This window comes from Streptomyces scopuliridis RB72, assembly GCF_000718095.1.
Lineage (GTDB): Bacteria > Actinomycetota > Actinomycetes > Streptomycetales > Streptomycetaceae > Streptomyces > Streptomyces scopuliridis.
The window spans coordinates 42646-62387 of the sequence record NZ_JOEI01000017.1 but is presented as its reverse complement, the minus strand read 5'-3'; the positions used below and the strand labels follow the sequence as shown (position 1 = coordinate 62387).

The following is a 19742-nucleotide window of genomic DNA, read 5'->3' as shown; positions in this document are numbered from 1 at the left end:
GCGTGACGATGCCGCGAAAGGGCCGCGACCGGGAGACGATGATCATCATCGGGGCCGGTCTGGGCGGGCTGTCCACCGGCTGCTACGCGCAGATGAACGGCTACCGGACCCAGATCTTCGAGATGCACGAAACCCCGGGCGGCTGCTGCACCGCGTGGGACCGCGGAGACTTCACCTTCGACTGCTGCGTCAGCTGGCTGCTCGGCAACGGGCCCGGCAATGAGATGCACCAGATCTGGCTGGAGCTCGGCGCGCTCCAAGGCAAGCAGATGCGCCATTTCGACGTCTTCAACATCGTGCGCGGGCGGGACGGCAGAGCGGTCTATTTCTACTCCGACCCCGACCGGCTCGAAGCCCATCTGCTGGAGATCTCTCCGGCCGACGCCAAGCTGATTCGCCAATTCTGCTCGGGGTTACGGAAATTCCGTAAGTGCCTGGCCTCGTATCCCTTCCTCAAACCGGTCGGGTTGATGGGGCACGCCGAGCGCTGGCGCATGCTGGCATCCTTCGTCCCCTACTTCAACGTCATCCGTAAGTCGATCAGTACCCTCATGACCGACTATTCCGCGGAGTTCAGTGACCCGCTGCTGCGTGAGGCGTTCAATTTCGTCCTCTACGAGAAGCATTCCGCCTTTCCTGTACTGCCGTTCTACTTCCAGCTGGCCGCGCATGCCAATCTCTCGGCCGGGGTGCCGGAGGGCGGGTCACTCGGGCTGGCGACCTCGATCGAGCAGCGCTATCTGCGGCTCGGCGGCGAGGTCACGTACAACGCGAAGGTGGAGGAGATCCTCGTCGAGGGCGACCGGGCTGTGGGCGTACGGCTCACCGATGGGCAGGAGTTCCGCTCCGACATCGTGGTCTCGGCGTGCGACGGGCACGCCACCACGATGAAGCTCCTGGGAGGCCGCTACCTCAACGACGAGTACCGGCGGCTCTACACCACGGTCATCGACGAGCCAGGCATGGTCTTCCCCGGCTACGTCGCCCTCTTCCTCGGGCTGCGGCACCCCTTTCCCGAAGGCGATCCGTGCACGACCTATCTGCTGACCGAAGAGGAGGCAGCTCAGTTCGTGGGCATCCGCCATCCGAGCATCAACGTCCAGTTCCGCAGCCAGCACTACCCGGAGCTGTCGCCGCAGCGGACGACCGTCATCTACGCCACCTACTTCAGCGACATCGATCCCTGGCGCGCGCTGAGCGCCGGCCCTGAACAGCACACCCGCAGCCGTGGCGGAAAAGAACTGCACACCCTGCCAGTGCGGCGCGGGCGGGCGTACTACGACGCCAAGCACCAGGTGCGCGATGCGCTGCTGCGCTTCCTGGACCGGCGGTTCACCGGACTGAGGGATTCCGTCGCGGTGCGGGACCTGTCGACCCCGCTCACCCAGGTCCGTTACACCGGGAACTACGACGGGACCGTTCTCGGCTGGCAGCCGTTCGTGGAGGGCGGCGAAGCAATGGAAAAGGCCGTCAAGAAGTACGGGCCGACCCTCCCGGGCCTGGAGAACTTCTATATCTCCGGTGTCTGGGCCACCACCGGTGGCCTTATCCGCGCGGCAGCCGCGGGCCGGCACGTCATGCAGTTCGTCTGCCGCGACGACGGCAGAACGTTCACCGCCCATAACGACGAGACGGGGCCACCCCCGACCCACGTCGTCATCCCCGTAGGACCCCATGGGAAGGATGGAAACCCTGATGAGCACACAACCGGAGCCGCTCCCGTATCCGTTCACGTCCGCTGAGCCCCTGGAGCTCTCACCGCTCTACACCGAACTGCGGACCGGGCCGCCGCCGAAGGTCCGGCTGCCCTATGGAGAGGACGCCTGGCTGGTCACCCGGTACGCCGACGCGCGGTTCGTCCTCTCCGACCCACGGTTCAGTCTGGCCGCCGGAGTGGAACGGGACCAGCCCCGGATGAGGGCACTCGCACCGGGCGGCGACGGGCTGCTCTCCACCGACGGGCCCGAGCACCTCCGGCTGCGCGGTGTGGTGGCCCGGCACTTCAGCGCGCGCCGTATCGACCAGATGCGGGTCCAGGTGCGCGAGGTCGCAGAGGGGCTGTTGGACCGGTTGCAGGAGTCGGGACCACCGGGCGACCTCGTGCAGGACTTCGCCTTCCCGCTCTCGATCGCCATGATCTGCGATCTGCTCGGCGTCCCGGTAGAGGATCGCCATCGCATCCGGAAGTGGCTCGAAGTCATGCTGGCCCACGTCGTGGACACAGAGGAGCTCGCCTCCGAATCGGGAGCGTATTTCGCCTACCTGACCGATCTGGTGGAGTTGCGCCGCCGTGAGCCGAGAGATGACTTGCTCACCTGCCTCGTGCGCGCGCACGACGAGGGGCGGCTCTCCTACGACGAGGTGGTCAAGCTCGCCGTCGAGCTGCTCACCGGGGGGTTCGTCACCACCTACAACCAGATCCCCAACTTCTGCTATCTGCTGTTGCGTCGTCCCGAGTGGCTGTCGCGATTGCGTGAGCACCCTTCGGACATCCCGGCGGCAGTCGAGGAGATGCTGCGGTACGTACCGATGCCCAACGGCCTCGGCTTCCCCCGGTACGCGACGGAGGACGTCGAAGTCGGTGGAGTCCTCGTCCGCGCGGGGGAACCGGTACTGGTCGACCTGTCGGCGGCCAACCGGGATCCGGCGGTCTTCCGCGACGCCGAGACGCTCGTTCTGGACCGAGTGCCGGAGGCCCCGCACCTGATCTTCGGGCACGGCGCGCACTTCTGCGTCGGAGCGCGGTTGGCACGGCTGGAGCTCGAAGTCGCACTCGGAACTCTGTTGGACCGCATGCCCGCGCTGAAACTGACCGTGTCCGACGGCGAGCTGCGCTGGAAGACAGAGGCGATGCTCAAGGGCCTCCACGAGCTGCCGGTCGACTGGTAGCCGGCCGTGTGGGCCGGCCGCCCCTCACCTGCCTGACCCCCGCCGGACTCAGTGCGGGGTGAGCACCATGCGGAAGCGGGCGGCGCCGGAGAGCATGCGTTGGTATGCCTCGGTGGCGCTGTCCAGCGGGACCGTCTCGGTCATCGGGCGGATGCCGTGCAGGGCGCTGAACGCCATGGTGTCCTGCACGTCCTGCGCGGTGCCGGACGGGTGGCCGCGGATGATCTTGCCGCGCATGAGCAGCTGGGCCGGGGTGATTCCCAGCGGTTCGGCGGACGCGCCGATGACCACCAGTTCGCCGCGGTGGGACAGGCCCTCCACGGTCGCCGTGATGGCGTCGGAGTTGGCCGCGGTGGCCAGGACGACCTTGGCGCCGCCGAGCGACTGGAGCGCCTCGGCGACGGTGGTGTCCGCCGTGCTGTCGATGTAGTGGTGGGCGCCGAGCTGCTTGGCGAAATCGGCCTTGTCGGCCCCGCGGGCGATGGCCACGGTCTCGAAGCCCATGGCGACCGCGTAGCGCACCCCCAGATGCCCCAGGCCGCCGATGCCGAGTACGGCGACCAGGTCGCCGGGCCGGGCGGAGCTGCGGCGCAGTCCGTTGTACGTGGTGACCCCCGCGCAGGCCATGGGTCCCGCGTCGGTCGCCGCCAGGGCGTCGGGGATCCGGGCCAGGGCGTCGGCGGGGGCGATCGTCGACTCGGCGAAGCCGCCGTCGTAGGTCCAACCGGGGACCTTCAGGTTGTCGCACACCATGAAGTCGCCCTGTCTGCAGGGCGTGCAGTGGTGGCAGCTGCCACCGAACCAGCCCACCGCGACCCGGTCGCCCACCTGCCAGGCGTTCTCCGTCCCCGCGCCCAGCTCGTCGATGCGCCCGGCGATCTCATGCCCGGGAACCAGCGGAAACCGGACGCCCGGCAGCAGGCCGTCGACGAACATGGCGTCGCTGTGGCAGATCCCGCACGCGTCCACGGCGATCCGTACGTGGCCCGGGCCCGGCCGTGCTGTCTCGCGCTCGGTGATCTCGAAGGGCCCGCCCGCGGCGGCCACCTGCGCGACTCGATAGGTGCTCATCTCGCTCCCCGGGTTCTGGCGTGCCGACGGGTACTGGAATAACGACAACCCCCTCCTTCCAGGGGACCAGCTCCGGACCGATCCCGCGCGTTGGGCAGGTCAGTGCGGGATCGGCCGTCGAATCGGCCGTCGAATCGGCCGGCGGTATCTCGCGATCAGCGGCCCGAGACGCGGTTGGCCACGCGCGCTATGGGGTGGCTTTCCGGGGCGGAGGTGGTGGATTCCTCGCGGTCGGCCGTGCGGTAGGCCGCGTACATGCTGTGGACGCCGAGCCAGCGGAAGGGTTCCGGTTCCCATTTGCGGACCTTGTGGTTGACCCAGGGGAGGGTGGTCAGGTCCGTGGGGCCCGACTGGCCGGAGTCCTGTTGGATCAGGTCGCGGAGGGTGCGGGCCGCGAGGTTGGTGGTGGCCACGCCGGAGCCTACGTAGCCGCCGGCCCAGCCGAGGCCCGTGGTGCGGTCGAGGGCGACGGTGGCGCACCAGTCGCGGGGGACGCCGAGGACACCGGACCAGGCGTGGTCGATGCGGACGCCCGCGGTGGTGGGGAAGAAGTCGACCAGGATGTCGCGGAGGGCCTCGATGGTGGCGGGCTCCGTGCGGGAAGGGTGGCCGAGGCGGGCCGCCTTGGAGGCGTAGCGGTACGGGTGGCCGCGGCCGCCGAGGGCGATGCGGTCGTCGGCGGTGCGCTGCGCGTACATGTACGTGTGGGCCATGTCACCGAGGGTTTCGCGGCCGTCCCAGCCGAGGGTGTCCCAGATCTCGGCGGGGAGCGGTTCGGTGGCGATCATCGAGGAGTTCATCGGGAGCCAGGCGCGGCGGGCGCCCTTGAGGGTCGCGGTGAAGCCTTCGGTGCAGCGCAGGATGTAGGGCGCGCGGACCGTGCCGTACGGGGTGATGGCGTGCTTCGGCTTGATCTCGGTGACCGGCGTCGACTCGTGGATCGTGACGCCGAGCGCCTCGACGGCCGCGGCGAGGCCCTTGACCAGTTTGACGGGGTGCAGCCGGGCGCCGTGCGGCGTCCAGCTGGAGCCGACGGCTCCGGTGACCCGGACGCGCTCGGCGGTCTCGCGGGCGCCGTGGAGCGTGCGGTCGGTCTCGCCGAACGCGAGCTCGACGGCGTGGAACGCCTTGAGGCGGGCGAGCTGCGCGGGCGTACGGGCGACTTCAAGGACGCCACCCCGGTGGATGTCGGCGTCGATCTTCTCCTCGTCGGCGACGCGTATGACCTCGGCGACGGTGTCGTTCATGGCCTGCTGGAGGCGTACGGCGGACTCGTGGCCGTGCAGCTTGGCGTAGCGGTCACGGCCCGCGACGCCGTTGTAGAGCCAGCCGCCGTTGCGTCCGGAGGCTCCGTAGCCGCAGAACTTGCCTTCCAGGACCGTGATGTTGAGGAACGGGACGGCCTTCTTGAGGTAGTACGCCGTCCACAGGCCGGTGTAGCCGCCGCCGACGACGCAGACGTCGGCGCTCGCGTCGCCGGGGAGCGGCTCGCGGGGGGCGGGGATGCCGTCCCTCGCGTACCAGAAGGAGATGCCGCCGTTGCTCGTGGAGTCATGGCTTGGGGCGTCGCCGCCGCGTCTGCCGCTGCCGCCGTTGTTCGCGCTGGTCATGAGGGTGTTCGTACACCGCTGTCCGTACGTCTGTCCAGGTTTCGGCGGCGGCCCCGGTTCCGGCCCCGGCCCCGGGCGAGCGGGTAGCAGGCGAGGCCGATCAGGGCAGCGGCGAAGTGGCCGAGGTCCGTGAAGCTGCGGTCGGCGATCAGGGGAGTGCCGAAGAAGATGAGGACAGCGCCCAGATAGGGCAGATTCCAGGGCTTCGGGACGCGGTACGTGAGGACGGCGACGACGCCGGCGAGCGCGTAGCTGACCCCGACATCCAGCGTGTTCACGGCGGACTGCGGGGCGTGACCATGGCGGATGGCCCAGGCCAGGACGCCCTCGCTGATCAGCGTCGCGCCGACATGCGCGAGGGCGACGACGGCCAGCCAGCGCGCCGTGCCGAGCCAGTGTTCCGCCGGGGCGTGGAAGACCGTGTAGAGCACGGCGTACGGGGCCCACCGGCCGCCGTCGATCCAGAAGGCGCTGGCGATGAGGACCCGCACCGGGTCGGTGGACAGCTCATGGATGTTGGTGGAGCGCTGGCGCAGGAAGTCCTCTTCGAACCCCGGTGACATGCGGTGCAGGGCGACGGTGGTGACGAAGAGGGCCGCCAGCCAGAGATAGGTGCCGGGGGCGCTCGTGATCCAGACGATTCCGGCGCGGACCGCGCGGCGGGCCTGGCGGCGGGCCCGGGGTGCCCGGGGTGCCTGGTGTGCCTGGTGTGCCCGGGGGAGGAAACGGCGCATGGGCCGATTCACCCACGCCCGTAGGATCGGTGACGTGATTGACATTCCGGTGGAGTTGGCGGAAACACAGTCGAAGTTCCTGGGCGAGGCGGGCCGCGCCTTCATCGCGGCGCTGCCGGGCCGGGCGGCGGACTTCCTGGAGCGGTGGGAGCTGCGCCGTACCGGCCCCTCGATGTACGGCATGTGCGCGCTGGTGCTGCCGGTGGAGCGGGCGGACGGTACGCCCGCCGTGCTGAAGCTCCAGAATCCGGACGAGGAGACGGCCGGGGAGCCGGTGGCGCTGCGCGTGTGGGGCGGCGACGGCGCGGTACGGCTGCTGGGGTACGACGAGGAGACGGGCACGCTGCTGCTGGAGCGGCTCGACCCCCGTGATCTGGGCGAGGTGGACTCGCGGGAGGCGGTCCGGATCATCGCGGAGCTGCTGGCGCGGCTGACGTCGGTGCGGGCCCCGGCCGGGATGCGGGGGCTGGGGGACATCGCCGCGCGCATGCTCGACGCCGTACCGGCGGTCTCGCGGTCGCTGCCCGACGAGGGTGAGCGGAGGCTGCTGCGGGACTGCGCGGCGGCGGTGCGTGAGGTGGCGGGCGAGCCCGGGGACCGGCTGCTGCACTGGGATCTGCATTACGAGAACGTGCTCGCGTCGTACCCCGCCGACCAGCGGGAACCGTGGCTGGCGATCGACCCGAAGCCGCTGGCGGGCGACCCGGGGTTCGAGCTGATGCCGGCCCTCGCCAACCGGTTCGACGCGGCGGAGACGCTGTGGCGTTTCGACCTGATGACGGAGGTGCTGGGTCTCGACCGCGAGCGGGCGCGGGCCTGGACGCTGGGGCGGGTGCTCCAGAACAGCCTGTGGCAGGTGGCGGACGGCGAGCACGCGCTGCGACCGGACCAGGTGTCGATCGCCCGGTCGCTGCTGGCGCGGTAGCCCGGCTGGCGCGACAGCCGGGCGGCAAGAGAGTCTGTGGCCATGATTCGTACTGCCACACCCGCCGACGTTCCGGTGATCCACGCGATGGTCCGTGAGCTCGCGGAGTATGAGAAGGCCCTGGACGAGGCGCGGGCGACCGAGGAGCAGCTGCGTGAGGCGCTGTTCGGGGAGCGGCCCGCCGCGTTCGCGCATATCGCGGAGACGGAGGACGGGGAGCCGGTCGGGTTCGCGCTCTGGTTCCTCAACTTTTCGACGTGGCGCGGCGTCCATGGCATCTATCTGGAGGATCTGTACGTACGTCCCGACCGGCGCGGCGGCGGGCACGGCAAGGCGCTGCTGACCGAGCTGGCGCGGATCTGTGTGGAGCGCGGCTATGAGCGGCTGGAGTGGTCGGTCCTGGACTGGAACGAGCCGTCGATCGCGTTCTACCGGTCGCTGGGCGCGCTGCCGCAGGACGAGTGGACGGTGTTCCGGCTGACGGACGGGGCGCTGGGCGCCCTGGGCGCACCCACCCGATAGGTGGTCTGTGCGGAGTTGGTACGTGGGCGGTCAGGCGGCCGGTGCCGCCTCGGCCGCCTCCCGGCTGCGCGGCGAACCGCCGTTGACGAGCAGTACGGCGATCAGCGCCGCGCCCACCAGAATGATGGCCGCCCAGCCCATGGCGACGGTGAAGCCGTGCACGGTCCCGATGTTCACGATGTCGGCCTTCTGCGCCGGTGTGAGCCCTCCCCTCGGCGCCGCCCGCCGCTCCGCCGCGGCGAGATGGGTCGTCAGATACGTCGCCGTGGCGGTCGTCGCGAGCGTGTTGAGCAGTGCCGTACCGATGGAGCCGCCGACCTGCTGCGCCGTGTTGACGGTGGCCGAGCTGACCCCGGCGTCCCTCGGCGCGACGCCCATGGTGGCCGTCGAGATGGCGGGCATGAAGGTCAGCCCCAGGCCCAGGCCGAGCAGCAGCGTGCCGGGCAGGATGTGGGTGGGGTAGCTGGAGTGGGTGTCGATGAAGGTCAGCGAGTACAGCCCGCCCGCGGCGAGCAGCAGCCCGGGGCCGAGCAGCAGCCGCGGCGGTACGTGGGGCAGCAGCCGGGCGGAGATCTGTGTGGATCCGATGACGATCGCGCAGGTCAGCGGCAGGAAGGCGAGACCGGTTCTGAGCGGTGAGTAGCCGAGGATGTTCTGGAAGAAGTACGTCATGAACAGGAACGCCCCGAACAGCCCGATCGTCGTCAGGCACATGGTGAGCACCGAGCCGCCGCGGTTGCGGTCGCGGATGATGTGCGGGGGCAGCAGCGGGCCCGGCGAGCGGGTCTGCCACCAGGCGAAGACACAGAGCAGCGCGACCCCGCCGAGGAGCAGGCCCAGGACGAGCGGGGCGGTCCAGCCGTGCGCCTGGGCCTCGCTGAGCCCGTACACGATGGCGACGAGCCCGCCGCAGCCGAGGACGACACCGGGGATGTCGAGGTGCGCCCCCTTGGTGCCCGCCCGGTCGCTGAGGAGGGTGAGCGCGCCGACGACGGCGATCGCGGCGATCGGGACATTGACGTAGAGGCACCAGCGCCAGCTGAGGAACTCGGTGAGGACGCCGCCGACGAGCAGCCCGATGGCGGAGCCCGCGCCCGCGATGGCGCTGAAGATCCCGAACGCCTTGGCGCGCTCGTTGCCACCGGTGAAGGTGGTGGTGAGCAGGGAGAGCGCGGACGGGGCGAGGAGCGCGGCGAAGACGCCCTGGAGCGCGCGGGCGGCGAAGAGCATCTCGGGGCCGGTGGACGCGCCGCCGATCGCGGAGGCCGCGGCGAAGCCGATCAGCCCGACGATGAAGGTGCGTTTGCGGCCGACGAGGTCGGCGATCCGGCCGCCGAGCAGCAGGAGACCGCCGAAGGCGAGGGTGTACGCGGTGATCACCCACTGCCGGTTGCCGTTGGTGAGGCCGAGTTCGCGCTGGGCGGAGGGCAGGGCGATGTTCACGATGGTGGCGTCGAGTACGACCATGAGCTGGGCCGTCGCGATGACGGCCAGGGCCCACCAGCGGTGGGTGTCGACCGCGGCGCCGGGCTCGGGGTCCGGCCGGGTGCCGGATGTCGGCGGGTCACTCATCGAGATCGTCCCTCACGGTGAATCTCTGGCGGATCGCCCCCCGAACTGCGTCGAACCTCTGCACAGGACACCATGAATCGGTGGTCTTCGCTTCTCGCGACTCAGATGAGCGAGGGTGCCGTACCGGCGCTGGACCCCCGTCCCGGCGCCGGTACGGGGTCTGACCCGTCCGGGATGTCGCGGTTACGGCTCGCTGTTACGGCTCCAGGACGACCTTCCCCATCGTTCCTCGGGTCTCCAGCGCGCGGTGGGCCCAGGCCGCGTTCGCCAGCGGGAAGCGCTGTACGGCGGGGCGCAGCCGGCCCGCGGCGGCCTCGGCGAGTGAGCGCTCTTCGAGGGCGCGGACGTCGCCGCCCGCCTTGGCGATCATCACCGGCCCGAGGACGGACTCGGAGGTGATCCCGCGCTCCGCCAGTTCCTCGTCGGTGAAGGTCAGCGGCTTTCCATCGTGCAGCCCCTCGCCCGACCAGCCGAAGACGATGTGTTTGCCGCCCTTGCCGAGGAGGCCGACGGCGGCGAGCCCGGTCGCCCCGCCGACGGAGTCGAAGACGACGGTCGCGCGCCGGCCGCCCAACTGGTCGCGCAGATGGTCGCGGACCTGCTCGGGCCAGTCGGACAGGGTGTAGTCGACGGCGAGGTCGGCGCCGTTCGCGGCGACCCGCGTGACCTTGGCCGCGCCGCCCGCCAGACCGATGACGGTCGCGCCGGCGTTCTTCGCGTACTGGACGAGGAGCGTGCCGATGCCGCCCGCCGCCGCCGGTACGAGGACGATGTCGGCGGGGCCGAGATCCGTGAACTGGAGGATGCCCATGGTCGTACGGCCCGTGCCGATCATGGCGACGGCCTCGGCCTCGTCGAGCCCGGCCGGGATCTCGTGGAGCCGTGCCGTGTCGGTGACGGCCAGCTCCGCGTAACCGCCGGGGACCAGGCCGAGATGGGCGACGACGCGCTTGCCGAGCCAGCCCGCGTCCACGCCCGCGCCGAGCGACTCGACCGTACCGGCCACCTCGCGGCCGGGGATGGTGGGCAGTTCGGCGGTGGTGGGGTACGGGCCCTGCATGCCTTCGCGCAGGGCGGTGTCGAGGAGATGCACCCCGGCCGCGGCGACGGCGATCCGGACCTGGCCGGGGACGGGTACGGGGTCCTCGGTCCGCTCGTAGAGGAGGTTCTCGGCGGGGCCGAAGGCGTGGAGGCGGATGGCGTGCATGGCGGGCTCCCGGGGGTTGTCCGATGTGCGGGGTTGTCCGGTGTACGGGTTTTCCGGTGTACGGGAACAGCCAACGACCTCAAGCATGCTTGAGGTCAAGCGACGCCGGGGCTCTGCTCCTTGAGAGCCGAGAGCTGCTGGACGGCCAGCGCCGCCGCGGTGATCCCGCTGTTGAACGACACCTCCGAGAGCACCCCGGGCGCGGCGACCTGGTCACCCGCGAGGAAGACGCCCTGGCCCCGGTCGATACGGGGCCGGTCCCGCCAGGTGGTGCCCGGCGGATCGACGGCTCCCGTACGGCCGGTCGCGAGCGACTCGCGCCGCCAGGCGGTACGCGCGCGCCAGCCGGGGAAGCCCAGATCGAGCAGGTTCTCGGCGCGGGCGATGCCGTCGGCCCTGGACTCGTCGGGGCCGACCGGGAAGTGGCCCTGGAGCAGTTGCTCGCCGGCCGGGGCGAGGGACGGGTCCTGCGCGGTGAACCGTTCGAGCCAGCCGGGCGCGTCGAGGTCCGAGACGATGAACGGGTCGCCCTTGCGCGTACGCAGCGCGAGATCGAGCAGTGCGGTACGGCCGCCGGTCCAGCGCAGACTGTCGTCCTTGAGGAGGCGGCGGGCCGCTTCCAGGGAGGTCGCGACGATCACGGGGGCGTGCTCGGGGAGGCTGTCGATCCGTACGGCTGTCTCGATCCGTACGCCCAGGTTCCGCGCGTGCGCGGCCATCCGGCCGGTCAACCGCCCCCAGCCGCCGACCGGGTAGCGGGCCTCGGGCGGCAGGGCGGTGGCGCGCCGCAGCCGCTCCTGGACGAAGGCCGCGGAGAGCGCGCCGGGGTCGTGGTGGAAGAGGGCGACGGCGGCGTAGTGCGCGGCGGCGCGTGCGGTGTCGGGGCCGGCCCGTTCCGTGGCCCAGGTCATGAAGTCGGTGTCCACCGGGGCGGTTTCGGCCTTGCGGCGGGCGAGGGTGAACACCCCGAGGGGCGGCGTCCTGCGCAGGGCGCCGGCCCGGTGGAAGCGGAAGCGGTGGCTCTCGCGCAGGGGCGGGGTCGCCATCGGACCGAGCAGACCGCGCCGGCGCAGCCAGGCCCAGTGCGGCCCGCGGCTGTAGAGGGCGTGCGGCCCGTCGTTGGCCGCGTACGGGCCTTCGGCGGTGCGGCCCCGGCCGCCGAGGGTGCGGTGGGCCTCGTACAGGGTGACGGCGGCGCCCGACTCGGCGGCGCTGATGGCGGCGGTGAGGCCGGCGAAGCCGCCGCCGATGACGGTGATGCGATGGCTGGGATCCATGGTCTGCCTCTTTCTCTTCGCTCGCTCTGTCTCTCACCGGTGTGACGGGAACTGGACAGCCGGATGTGACATCGGCGCGTTGTCAGTGCCGTACGTCACCATGGGGGGCATGGCACGGAAGACAACGAAGAGCGGCGCGGGCGGGGCGGGCGGGGTCCCGGCGGCGCGGCGGGCAGAGGTACGGCTGCCTCCGCTGAGCCCGTACGGCGGCGGGCTCGATCCGGACGGCGATTACGACGGGCTGGAGTTCAAGGACCTCGACCTGTCGGGGCAGGAGGGGCCCGGCTCGCGGTTCATCGACTGCGCGCTGCGGGACTGCGGACTGGACGAGACGGCGCTGGGGCGGGCGCGGTTCATCGATTCCGTACTGAGCGGTGTCCGGGGGGTGGGCACGGATCTGGCCGGGGCGTCGCTGCGCGATGTGGAGGTGGTGGACGCGCGGCTGGGCGGGACGCAGCTGCATGGCGCCGTGCTGGAGCGGGTGCTGATCCGGGGCGGGAAGATCGACTATCTGAACTTCCGGAAGGCCCGGCTCAAGGATGTGGTGTTCGAGGGCGTCGTCCTGTCCGAACCGGACTTCGGGGGAGCGGAGTTGGTACGGGTCGAGTTCCGGGACTGCGTGCTCAGACGGGCCGATCTGAGCGGTGCGCGGATGAAGGACGTCGATCTGCGGACGGTCGCGGAGCTGGATATCGCGCGGGGCCTGGACCGGCTGGCGGGGGCGGTCATCAGTTCGGCGCAACTGCTGCATCTGGCACCGGCGTTCGCGGCGCAGATCGGGGTGCGGGTGGAGGACTGACCGGCCTCCGTCCTTCGAAGGCCCCGACCTGGGGGGATGAGGTCGGGGCCTTCGTGGTGCTCCAGAGGCACGGCCTTGTGTGGGGGGAGGAATCGGTCGCCCGATTCCCGGCAGTGCCCCGGCAGAACCACGTCTGCCCGGTGCCGGGGGATGTACGCCTGCCGATCCGGAAATCGATGGGTGGGGTGTGTGACCGTGATGTGGGGGCTGTGAGGTGGTGCTGACACCCGGGTAGGTCAGCTGCGGGGGAAGCGGGACTGGAGGTCCCAGATGATCGGGTTGTCGGCCAGGCCCTCGTGCATATCGGCGAGATCCGCGATCAGATCGTGCAGGAAGTCGCGCGCCTCACGGCGCAGCAGACGGTGGCTGAAGGTGAGCGGAGGCTCGTCGCCGGGCATCCAGTCGGCCTCCACATCGACCCAGCCGAAGCGCCGCTGGAACAGCATGCGGTCGGCGGACTCGGTGAAGTCCAGCTCGGCGTACTGCGGCTGGGCCGCGCGGCTGCCGCGCGGATCGCGGTCGAGCTGTTCCACGATGTCGCACAGCGCCCAGGCGAAGTCGAGCACCGGCACCCATCCCCAGGCTGTGGACACCTCGCGGTCCGCGTGGGTATCGGCGAGATAGACGTCCCCGCAGAACAGGTCGTGCCGCAGCGCCCGGACGTCCGCGAGGCGGTAGTCGGTCTGCGGGGGATCGGGAAAGCGCCGGGAGAGGGAGTAGCCGATGTCGAGCACGGGCCCGATGGTGTCACGGCCTGCCTGGCAGACTCGTGGGGTGGTCGATCACGCGTTCTCCGACGAGCGGCTCGCTCAGTTGTACGACGTACTGAACCCGTGGGGAGGGTCTGGCGACGACGCGTTCTATCTGGATCTGGTGATGTCCGCGCGGTCCGTGCTGGACGTCGGCTGCGGTACGGGTGCGCTGCTGCGCCGGGCCCGGGAGGCCGCGCCGGCTCGTTGAACCAGCTGCCGTATCCGGCCCCGGTGAACCGGCGATTTCCGGCCACCCGGCCTACGATCACCGGGTGTACCCGCGCCCGGCACTCCGCCCCGCCTCCGCCCTCACCCTCGCCTTCGTTCTCGGCGGCTGTGTGCCGGGCGGCGGCGTGCACGGCAAGCCCGGCGCCGCGAGCCTGCGCGATCCCTACTTCCCGCGGATCGGCAACGGCGGGTACGACGTCCAGCACTACGGCCTGACCCTCGACTACGCCCCGGACACCGGCCGGCTCAAGGGCACCGCCGAGATCACCGCCCGCACCACCCAGGACCTCAGCGCCTTCAACCTCGATCTCGACGGACTGACGGTGGACTCCGTGACCGTCGACGGTGAGAAGGCGGCCTTCCACCACGCCGGTACGGAGGTGACGCTGCGCCCGGGCGAAGACCTCCGCCGGGGGGCCACCTTCCGTACGGTCGTCCGCTACTCCGGCGTACCCCGGCGCATCACCGACCCCGACACCTCGGAGGAGGGCTGGCTCCGGACCGGGGAGCGCGCGGTCGGGCTGGGGGAGCCGACCGGCTCGATGGCGTGGTTCCCGGGCAACCACCACCCGAGCGACAAGGCGTCGTACGACATCCGGATCACCGTGCCCGAGGGGCTGAAGGCCGTCTCCAACGGTGAACTGCGCGCGGAGCGCACGGCGGACGGGCGCACGACCTTCGACTGGCACTCGGCGGAGCCGATGGCGAGCTATGTGGCCATGGTCGCCATCGGCCCGTACAAGACGCGGTCGATCGACGGGACGAAGGGGACAGTGCCCATCTATACGGCGGTCGATCCGACCGCCGTCAACAGCGGCGCGCGGCTCCTCAAGGAGCTCCCCGGGATCGTGAAGTGGCAGGAGAAGACCTTCGGGCCGTACCCCTTCTCCTCCACCGGTGTCGTCATCGGGCGGCCGGGGGACTCCGGGTACGCCCTGGAGACCCAGAACAGGCCCTTCCTCCCGGGCCCGACCAGCGTCGCGACGCTGGTCCACGAGATGGCCCACCAGTGGTTCGGCAACTCCGTGACCCCCAAGTCCTGGCGGGACATGTGGCTGAGCGAGGGCTTCGCGAAGTACACGGAGTGGCTCTGGACGGAGCACACCGAGCGCGTACCGGTCCGCCAGAGCTTCGCCGACGCGTACGACGCCGACGCGAACTGGACCTTCCCACCGGCGCGCCCGCCCTCGGCGGTGAACATCTCCGACCCGCCGGTGTACGGACGCGGCGCCATGGTGCTCCAGCGCGTACGGGAGACCGTGGGCGACGCCACCTTCTTCCGCATCGTGCGCGGCTGGGCCCGGACGCACCGTCACGGCAACGCCGACACCCACGACTTCACGACGTACGTGGAGAGGGAGTCGGGCCGCGACCTGGGAGAGCTGTGGGACGCGTGGCTGTACGGGGAGGAGAGGCCGTGGCTGGATTAGCGGGGGCGGGTGTCGGTCCTGACCCCCGCACAGACCGGTGGGCCCCGGCGTTCAGACCGGTGGGCCCCGGCGTTCAGAGCTGGGGCCCACCCGTTGTCCGCGCCGCTGTCAACGCGGCGTTGGTGTCAGAGGTTGACGCCGAAGTCCGTGGCGATGCCCACGAGGCCCGAGGCGTAGCCCTGGCCGACCGCGCGGAACTTCCACTCCGCGCCGTTGCGGTACAGCTCGCCGAAGACCATCGCGGTCTCGGTGGCGGCGTCCTCGCTCAGGTCGTAGCGGGCGATCTCGGTGCCGCCGGCCTGGTTGACGATGCGGATGTACGCGTTCCGCACCTGGCCGAAGTTCTGGCTGCGCGTCTCGGCGTCGTAGATCGAGACCGGGAAGACGATCTTGTCCACGTCGGCCGGCAGACCCGCCAGGTTGACGTTGATCGCCTCGTCGTCGCCCTCGCCCTCGCCCGTGCGGTTGTCACCCGTGTGGACGATCGTCTGGTCCGGCGTCGACTTGTTGTTGAAGAAGACGAAGTGGCCGTCGGAGACGACCTTTCCGCCGCCGTTCACCGCGATCGCCGAGGCGTCGAGGTCGAAGTCGGTGCCGGTGGTGGTACGGACGTCCCAGCCGAGGCCGACCGTGACGGCGGTCAGGCCCGGTGCCTCCTTGGTGAGCGAGACGTTGCCGCCCTTGGACAGGCTTACAGCCATGGGGATGTCCCTTTCGTTGTCGTGTGCGGGCTACGAGTGGTCCCGAAGCTACCGTCACCCGACATAACGCAGGCAGAGGTCCGGGAGGTTCCGCACCTCTTTACTTTCTTTACCCGGAGTGGCCCGCGCCCGGGGAGCGCCACGGGAACGCCGGGGAAAAGAGGGTGACGGAAGCGGGCAGGACACGGGACCATAGGGGTATGTCCGGACCCGCTCATGTCATCCGCGGTTCGGTCTCCCTGCCGGAGGCCGAACTGATGTGGCGTTTCTCAAGGTCCTCCGGGCCCGGCGGACAGCACGTCAACACCAGTGACTCGAAGGCGGAGCTGCGCTTCGATCTCGCGAAGACGGAAGCGCTGCCGCCGGTGTGGAAGGAACGCGCGCTGGAGCGGCTCGCGGACCGGCTGGTGGACGGCGTGATCACCGTACGCGCCTCGGAGCACCGCTCTCAGTGGCGCAACCGCGAGACCGCGGCCGTACGGCTCGCCTCCCTGCTGGCGGAGGCGACGGCCCCGCCGCCGCGCCCGCGCCGTAAGACGAAGATCCCGCGCGGGATCAACGAACGCCGGCTGCGCGAGAAGAAGCAGCGCGCCGAGACGAAGCGTGGCCGTACCGGCCGCGGCTGGTCCTAGTACTCCACGCCGCCGCTGTGCGCGGCGCGGTGGCGGTAGAGGTCCCGTATCAAGGCGATCTCGGCCCCGTGGTGCAGCAGTTCCTGGTTGACCCACCACACGATGTCGACAAAGGGGTTCTCCGGATCGCTGCCGTACGGGTACCTACTCCGTCCCACCGTGTCGAGCCCCGCGTCGTCCGTCGCGAGCAGCGTCTCCCGCCACGCCGTGGCTCCCGCGTCGAAGGCCGCGATCGCCCCCGCGGCGTCCGCGCTCACCCGGTAGTCGTCCCGGGTCAGGGTGCGGCTGCCGGTCGTGTGGTCGGCGCGGAGGGCCAGCAGTTCGCTGAGGTGGCTCAGCCGCCACGCGATGGTGGTGAACGGCGGCGGCGAGGGGTGCGGGGCGGGCGCGGCGTCGCGTCCCCAGTCGCCCGCGCCGACCAGCAGCGTCGCCCCGGGCCCCGGGCCGTCCGCACGGCGGCGGACCGACCAGCATCCGGCCACCGGCTCCCAGAGATACTCCTCGTCGGTCATCGGAACGACATCGACGTCCGTGCCGTTGCCGCTGTTCATGACCGGGCCCGCCATACGGTCGGCGAGCCGCGTGCGCGCGAAATCGAATTGCTCAAGCAGGGGGACCAGCCGTGGCGGTGTAGTCATCCGCCGATACTACGAACCGAACTGCCGGTAGCGCCCCTTGAAATACATCAGCGGCCCGCCCTCCGCGCTCGGCAGCTCCGCCGTCAGCACCCGGCCGATGACCAGCGTGTGGTCGCCCGCCTCGATCCGCTGTTCCGTACGGCACTCCAGCACCGCCAGCGAGCCCCCGATCAGCAGCGCGCCGCTCACCTCTCCCCGGCGGTACGGGATGTCGTCGAACAGCAGCCGGTCGCTGATCCGGCCCTTCATCGAGAACCGGCCCGCGACATGCCGCTGACTCTCGGTCAGCAAGGAGGCCGCCCACAGCGGCTGTTCGGCGAGCAGATCGTCCATGCGGGAGCCGTTGCGCACGCTGACCAGCACCAGCGGGGGGTCCAGCGAGACCGACATGAAGGCGGTCGCCGTCATCCCGGCGTCCTCGCCGCGCGGTCCGGTGGCGCTCAAGGGGGGTTCGTGCGCCGTCACCAGCACCACACCCGCGGCCAGCCGGGCGAGGGCGGCGCGGAACTCTTCGTTGCTCACCCCCTCAGGATGGGGGATGGCGTCGGTACGGGTGGCAGGGGTCGTCTGGGGCACGCGGAAGACGCTAGCCCCGACGGCTCCCGCCCACATCGGGCCAGGGGACCAGCCCGGTCCTAGGACCAGGAGCGGTACGGGGCTGGTACGGGTCCGCTGTGGCCGCGCCCCGACCCGCCCGAATTTGCGTTCAAGAAAGTTATGGAGCGCTCTCAGCAGGCCGTCCATCTCCTCATCGGGCCATGTGACTTGACTCACAGAGCGGGGTATTTGTTGACCCTGTGTACCGAGCGCGCAGCTCCCTGTGATTCAGTGGCGATGCCAGTGCAGGACGAGAGCCGATGAGAATCCTGGAGTTGCTGTCGAGGTCTCGGGGAGAGCGAGCAATGGAGACCGAGTCGGAGCCGTATGTCCGTCTTGCGACCCTGCGGCAGTTGCATGAGGCCGTCGCCGAACTCAACACCGCCCGCAGCCTGGCGGACACCTTGCAGACCGTGGCCGACGGTGTCGTCTCCGGGCTCGGGTACGAACTGTCCTGCGTCAATGTCGTCCAGGCCGACGGCGACCTCGTCGTCGCCGCCTTCGCCGGAAGCGCTGCCGCGGAAGCCCTGATCACGGGCCGGGTCGGCTCCAGGGCCTCCTGGGAGCGCCGGCTGCTGATGGGCGAGAGCTGGGGCGAGCTGCGCTTCATACCGCACACCGAGGGCTGGGTGCTGCTGGAGGACGACGTCCCGCAGTGGTACACCGAGGGGCCCGATCCCCGCTTCGAGGACGAGTGGCACCCCCAGGACCGCCTCTACGCGCCGATGTACGCGTCCGGCGGCGGGAGCGAGCTGCTCGGCGTCATCTCCGTCGACCGGCCGCGCGGTGGGCGCCGGCCGGGGCCCTGGGGGCAGGAGGCGCTCCAGATGTACGCGTCCCAGGCCGCCATTGCGATCAGTAACGCTCGCCTTCGAGCAAATATGCAGCGCGCGCTGGTCCGGCTCGAACGGGAACAGCAGGCGCTGCGGGCCAGTGAGGAATCCTTCCGCCAGGCGTTCGAGTACGCCCCCAGCGGCATGGCCATCGCCGAGATGGGCGGTGACCAGCACGGCCGGCTGCTGCGGACCAATGACGCGCTCTGCCGGCTGCTGGGCCGCCCGGCGTCCGCGATGCGCCGCCACTCGTTCTCCGATCTGGTGCACCCCGAGGACATCGGGACCCTGCTGCGCACCTCCGCCGAGGGCGGCCGCGCCGAACTGCGGCTGCTGCGGCGCGACGGCACGTACGTCTGGGTCTCGCTGCGCAACTCCGTGGTCGCCGACACCGCCGACGGCCCGCGCTTCCTGCTCACCCACGTCGAGGACATCGAGGAGCGCAAGAGCCGCGAACTCCAGCTCGCGCACCGTGCCTCGCACGACTCCCTCACCGGTCTGCCGAACAGCGCCGAGCTGCGCTCCCGCCTCAGCGCCCGGCTCTGTTCGCGGCCCCACGCGATGCGGGAGACCGCCGTCGAGGCGCTGGACGCGGCGTACGGGGGGTACGAGGGCACCGTCCTGTACGAGCCCGGATACGACGCGTACGACGGCTATGACGGCTATGACCAGTACGAGGAGAGCGGCGGCGGGCAGGGCGGCGGACGCTCCGCCGTCCCCGCGGTCGGCGGGGTGCCCCTCGACCACCATGTGCACATGGTCGCGCCGAGCGACGACCCCGAGGCCGACGACGGCACGAAGGGCCTCGCGGTCCTCTTCTGCGACCTCGACGGCTTCAAGTCCATCAACGACCGGTTCGGCCACAACACCGGCGACGCGGTACTGATCGAGGTCGCGCGCCGGCTGACCACCGGCGTACGGGACGGCGACACCGTCGCGCGCCTCGGGGGTGACGAATTCGTCGTTCTCGCGGACGGACTGGGCTCGGCGGACGCCGCCGATCTCGCCGTACGGCTGCGGAACGCGATCATTCCGCCGATCAGGGTCGACGGCCGGGCGGTCCGGGTCGGGGCGAGCTTCGGCATCAGCTGGGCGAGCTGCGGGATGTCGGTGGAGGAAGTGCTGCAATCCGCTGACCAGCGGATGTATATCGAGAAGCGGTCGCGGAGCAAGGTTCACCGGCGTGCGGGGTAGGCGCTCTCCGACGGGTCCGCCGGGCGCGTCGGGAAGGGTCCCCGATGTGCCGGGAAGGGTCCCGGAACCGTTCGGGACAGGGCTGGGACATGTCCGCGATCCGTTGTTCACCCACGGGTCGCAGACTGGCT

The 19742-nt window shown here is 70.7% G+C and carries 18 protein-coding genes and 1 pseudogene; 9 read left to right on the top strand and 10 right to left on the bottom strand.

Annotated elements, in window-relative coordinates; all coding sequences use genetic code 11:
• The first annotated feature begins 8 nt into the window (after window positions 1-8).
• Window positions 9-1742, top strand: a complete 1734-nt coding sequence (locus IF11_RS0121885; protein ID WP_420894549.1) for a phytoene desaturase family protein — start codon at window positions 9-11, stop codon at window positions 1740-1742.
• Window positions 1696-2889 carry a cytochrome P450 gene (locus IF11_RS0121880; protein WP_030353373.1) on the top strand — a complete coding sequence of 398 codons (1194 nt, stop codon included), beginning with the start codon at window positions 1696-1698 and terminating at the stop codon, window positions 2887-2889. Before IF11_RS0121885 ends, IF11_RS0121880 begins: the two co-directional genes overlap by 47 nt.
• Before the next feature lie 48 nt (window positions 2890-2937).
• Here IF11_RS0121880 and IF11_RS0121875 read toward each other — a convergent pair whose 3' ends face one another.
• From IF11_RS0121875 to IF11_RS0121865, 3 genes are all read right to left on the bottom strand, one after another.
• The gene (locus IF11_RS0121875; RefSeq protein ID WP_030353372.1) at window positions 2938-3960 is read right to left on the bottom strand and encodes an alcohol dehydrogenase; all 1023 of its coding nucleotides are present in this window, start codon (window positions 3958-3960) and stop codon (window positions 2938-2940) included.
• Between the two features lie 155 nt (window positions 3961-4115).
• The gene (locus IF11_RS0121870) at window positions 4116-5570 is read right to left on the bottom strand and encodes an NAD(P)/FAD-dependent oxidoreductase (protein ID WP_051746123.1); all 1455 of its coding nucleotides are present in this window, start codon (window positions 5568-5570) and stop codon (window positions 4116-4118) included.
• Window positions 5567-6304, bottom strand: a complete 738-nt coding sequence (locus IF11_RS0121865) for a rhomboid-like protein (protein WP_240627498.1) — start codon at window positions 6302-6304, stop codon at window positions 5567-5569. The genes IF11_RS0121870 and IF11_RS0121865 overlap by 4 nt, the downstream gene beginning before the upstream one ends.
• Between IF11_RS0121865 and IF11_RS0121860 the strand changes: the two genes are divergently transcribed.
• Window positions 6303-7229: an aminoglycoside phosphotransferase family protein gene (locus IF11_RS0121860; protein WP_037728261.1), complete on the top strand. Its 927-nt coding sequence runs from the start codon at window positions 6303-6305 to the stop codon at window positions 7227-7229. The two genes, IF11_RS0121865 and IF11_RS0121860, sit on opposite strands and share 2 nt — an antisense overlap.
• A gap of 42 nt (window positions 7230-7271) precedes the next feature.
• On the top strand, window positions 7272-7751 hold the full coding sequence (locus IF11_RS0121855) for a GNAT family N-acetyltransferase (RefSeq protein ID WP_030353368.1): 480 nt from the start codon (window positions 7272-7274) through the stop codon (window positions 7749-7751).
• A 30-nt stretch (window positions 7752-7781) separates the two neighbouring features.
• Here the strand turns inward: IF11_RS0121855 and IF11_RS0121850 are convergent, their stop codons facing one another.
• The 3 genes from IF11_RS0121850 to IF11_RS0121840 form a co-directional block, all read right to left on the bottom strand.
• A complete protein-coding gene (locus tag IF11_RS0121850; protein WP_030353367.1) occupies window positions 7782-9323 on the bottom strand; it encodes an MFS transporter in 1542 nt (513 codons plus the stop codon).
• A gap of 196 nt (window positions 9324-9519) precedes the next feature.
• Window positions 9520-10530, bottom strand: coding sequence for a zinc-binding dehydrogenase (locus IF11_RS0121845; protein ID WP_030353366.1), 1011 nt, complete (start codon window positions 10528-10530; stop codon window positions 9520-9522).
• A gap of 95 nt (window positions 10531-10625) precedes the next feature.
• Window positions 10626-11807 (bottom strand): NAD(P)-binding protein, encoded by a 1182-nt coding sequence (locus IF11_RS0121840; RefSeq protein WP_030353365.1) that lies wholly within the window; start codon window positions 11805-11807, stop codon window positions 10626-10628.
• A 100-nt stretch (window positions 11808-11907) separates the two neighbouring features.
• Here IF11_RS0121840 and IF11_RS0121835 point away from each other — a divergent pair, with 100 nt between their 5' ends.
• Window positions 11908-12606, top strand: coding sequence for a pentapeptide repeat-containing protein (locus IF11_RS0121835; protein WP_030353364.1), 699 nt, complete (start codon window positions 11908-11910; stop codon window positions 12604-12606).
• A 236-nt stretch (window positions 12607-12842) separates the two neighbouring features.
• Here the strand turns inward: IF11_RS0121835 and IF11_RS0121830 are convergent, their stop codons facing one another.
• Complete coding sequence (locus tag IF11_RS0121830) at window positions 12843-13340, bottom strand: hypothetical protein (RefSeq protein WP_030353363.1); 498 nt, start codon at window positions 13338-13340, stop codon at window positions 12843-12845.
• Window positions 13341-13380: 40 nt separating this feature from the next.
• Here IF11_RS0121830 and IF11_RS0121825 point away from each other — a divergent pair.
• A pseudogene (locus tag IF11_RS0121825) lies at window positions 13381-13545 on the top strand (SAM-dependent methyltransferase); the annotation flags it as partial.
• An 85-nt stretch (window positions 13546-13630) separates the two neighbouring features.
• Window positions 13631-15016 carry a M1 family metallopeptidase gene (locus IF11_RS0121820; protein ID WP_030353361.1) on the top strand — a complete coding sequence of 462 codons (1386 nt, stop codon included), beginning with the start codon at window positions 13631-13633 and terminating at the stop codon, window positions 15014-15016.
• Window positions 15017-15141: 125 nt separating this feature from the next.
• On the opposite strand, the gene IF11_RS0121815 is transcribed toward IF11_RS0121820, so the two are convergent.
• Window positions 15142-15717: a TerD family protein gene (locus IF11_RS0121815; RefSeq protein ID WP_030353360.1), complete on the bottom strand. Its 576-nt coding sequence runs from the start codon at window positions 15715-15717 to the stop codon at window positions 15142-15144.
• Window positions 15718-15917: 200 nt separating this feature from the next.
• Here IF11_RS0121815 and arfB point away from each other — a divergent pair, with 200 nt between their 5' ends.
• Window positions 15918-16349 (top strand): alternative ribosome rescue aminoacyl-tRNA hydrolase ArfB, encoded by a 432-nt coding sequence (arfB, locus tag IF11_RS0121810; protein ID WP_030353359.1) that lies wholly within the window; start codon window positions 15918-15920, stop codon window positions 16347-16349.
• Here arfB and IF11_RS0121805 read toward each other — a convergent pair.
• Entirely contained in the window at window positions 16346-16987 is a 642-nt protein-coding gene (locus tag IF11_RS0121805; RefSeq protein WP_030353358.1) for a DinB family protein, read from the bottom strand. The genes arfB and IF11_RS0121805 overlap by 4 nt on opposite strands.
• A 9-nt stretch (window positions 16988-16996) precedes the next feature.
• Window positions 16997-17509 (bottom strand): flavin reductase family protein, encoded by a 513-nt coding sequence (locus IF11_RS0121800; protein WP_030353357.1) that lies wholly within the window; start codon window positions 17507-17509, stop codon window positions 16997-16999.
• A gap of 380 nt (window positions 17510-17889) precedes the next feature.
• On the opposite strand from IF11_RS0121800, the gene cdgB reads away from it, so the two are divergent.
• Window positions 17890-19611: a diguanylate cyclase CdgB gene (cdgB, locus tag IF11_RS0121795; RefSeq protein WP_030353356.1), complete on the top strand. Its 1722-nt coding sequence runs from the start codon at window positions 17890-17892 to the stop codon at window positions 19609-19611.
• Window positions 19612-19742: the final 131 nt, after the last annotated feature.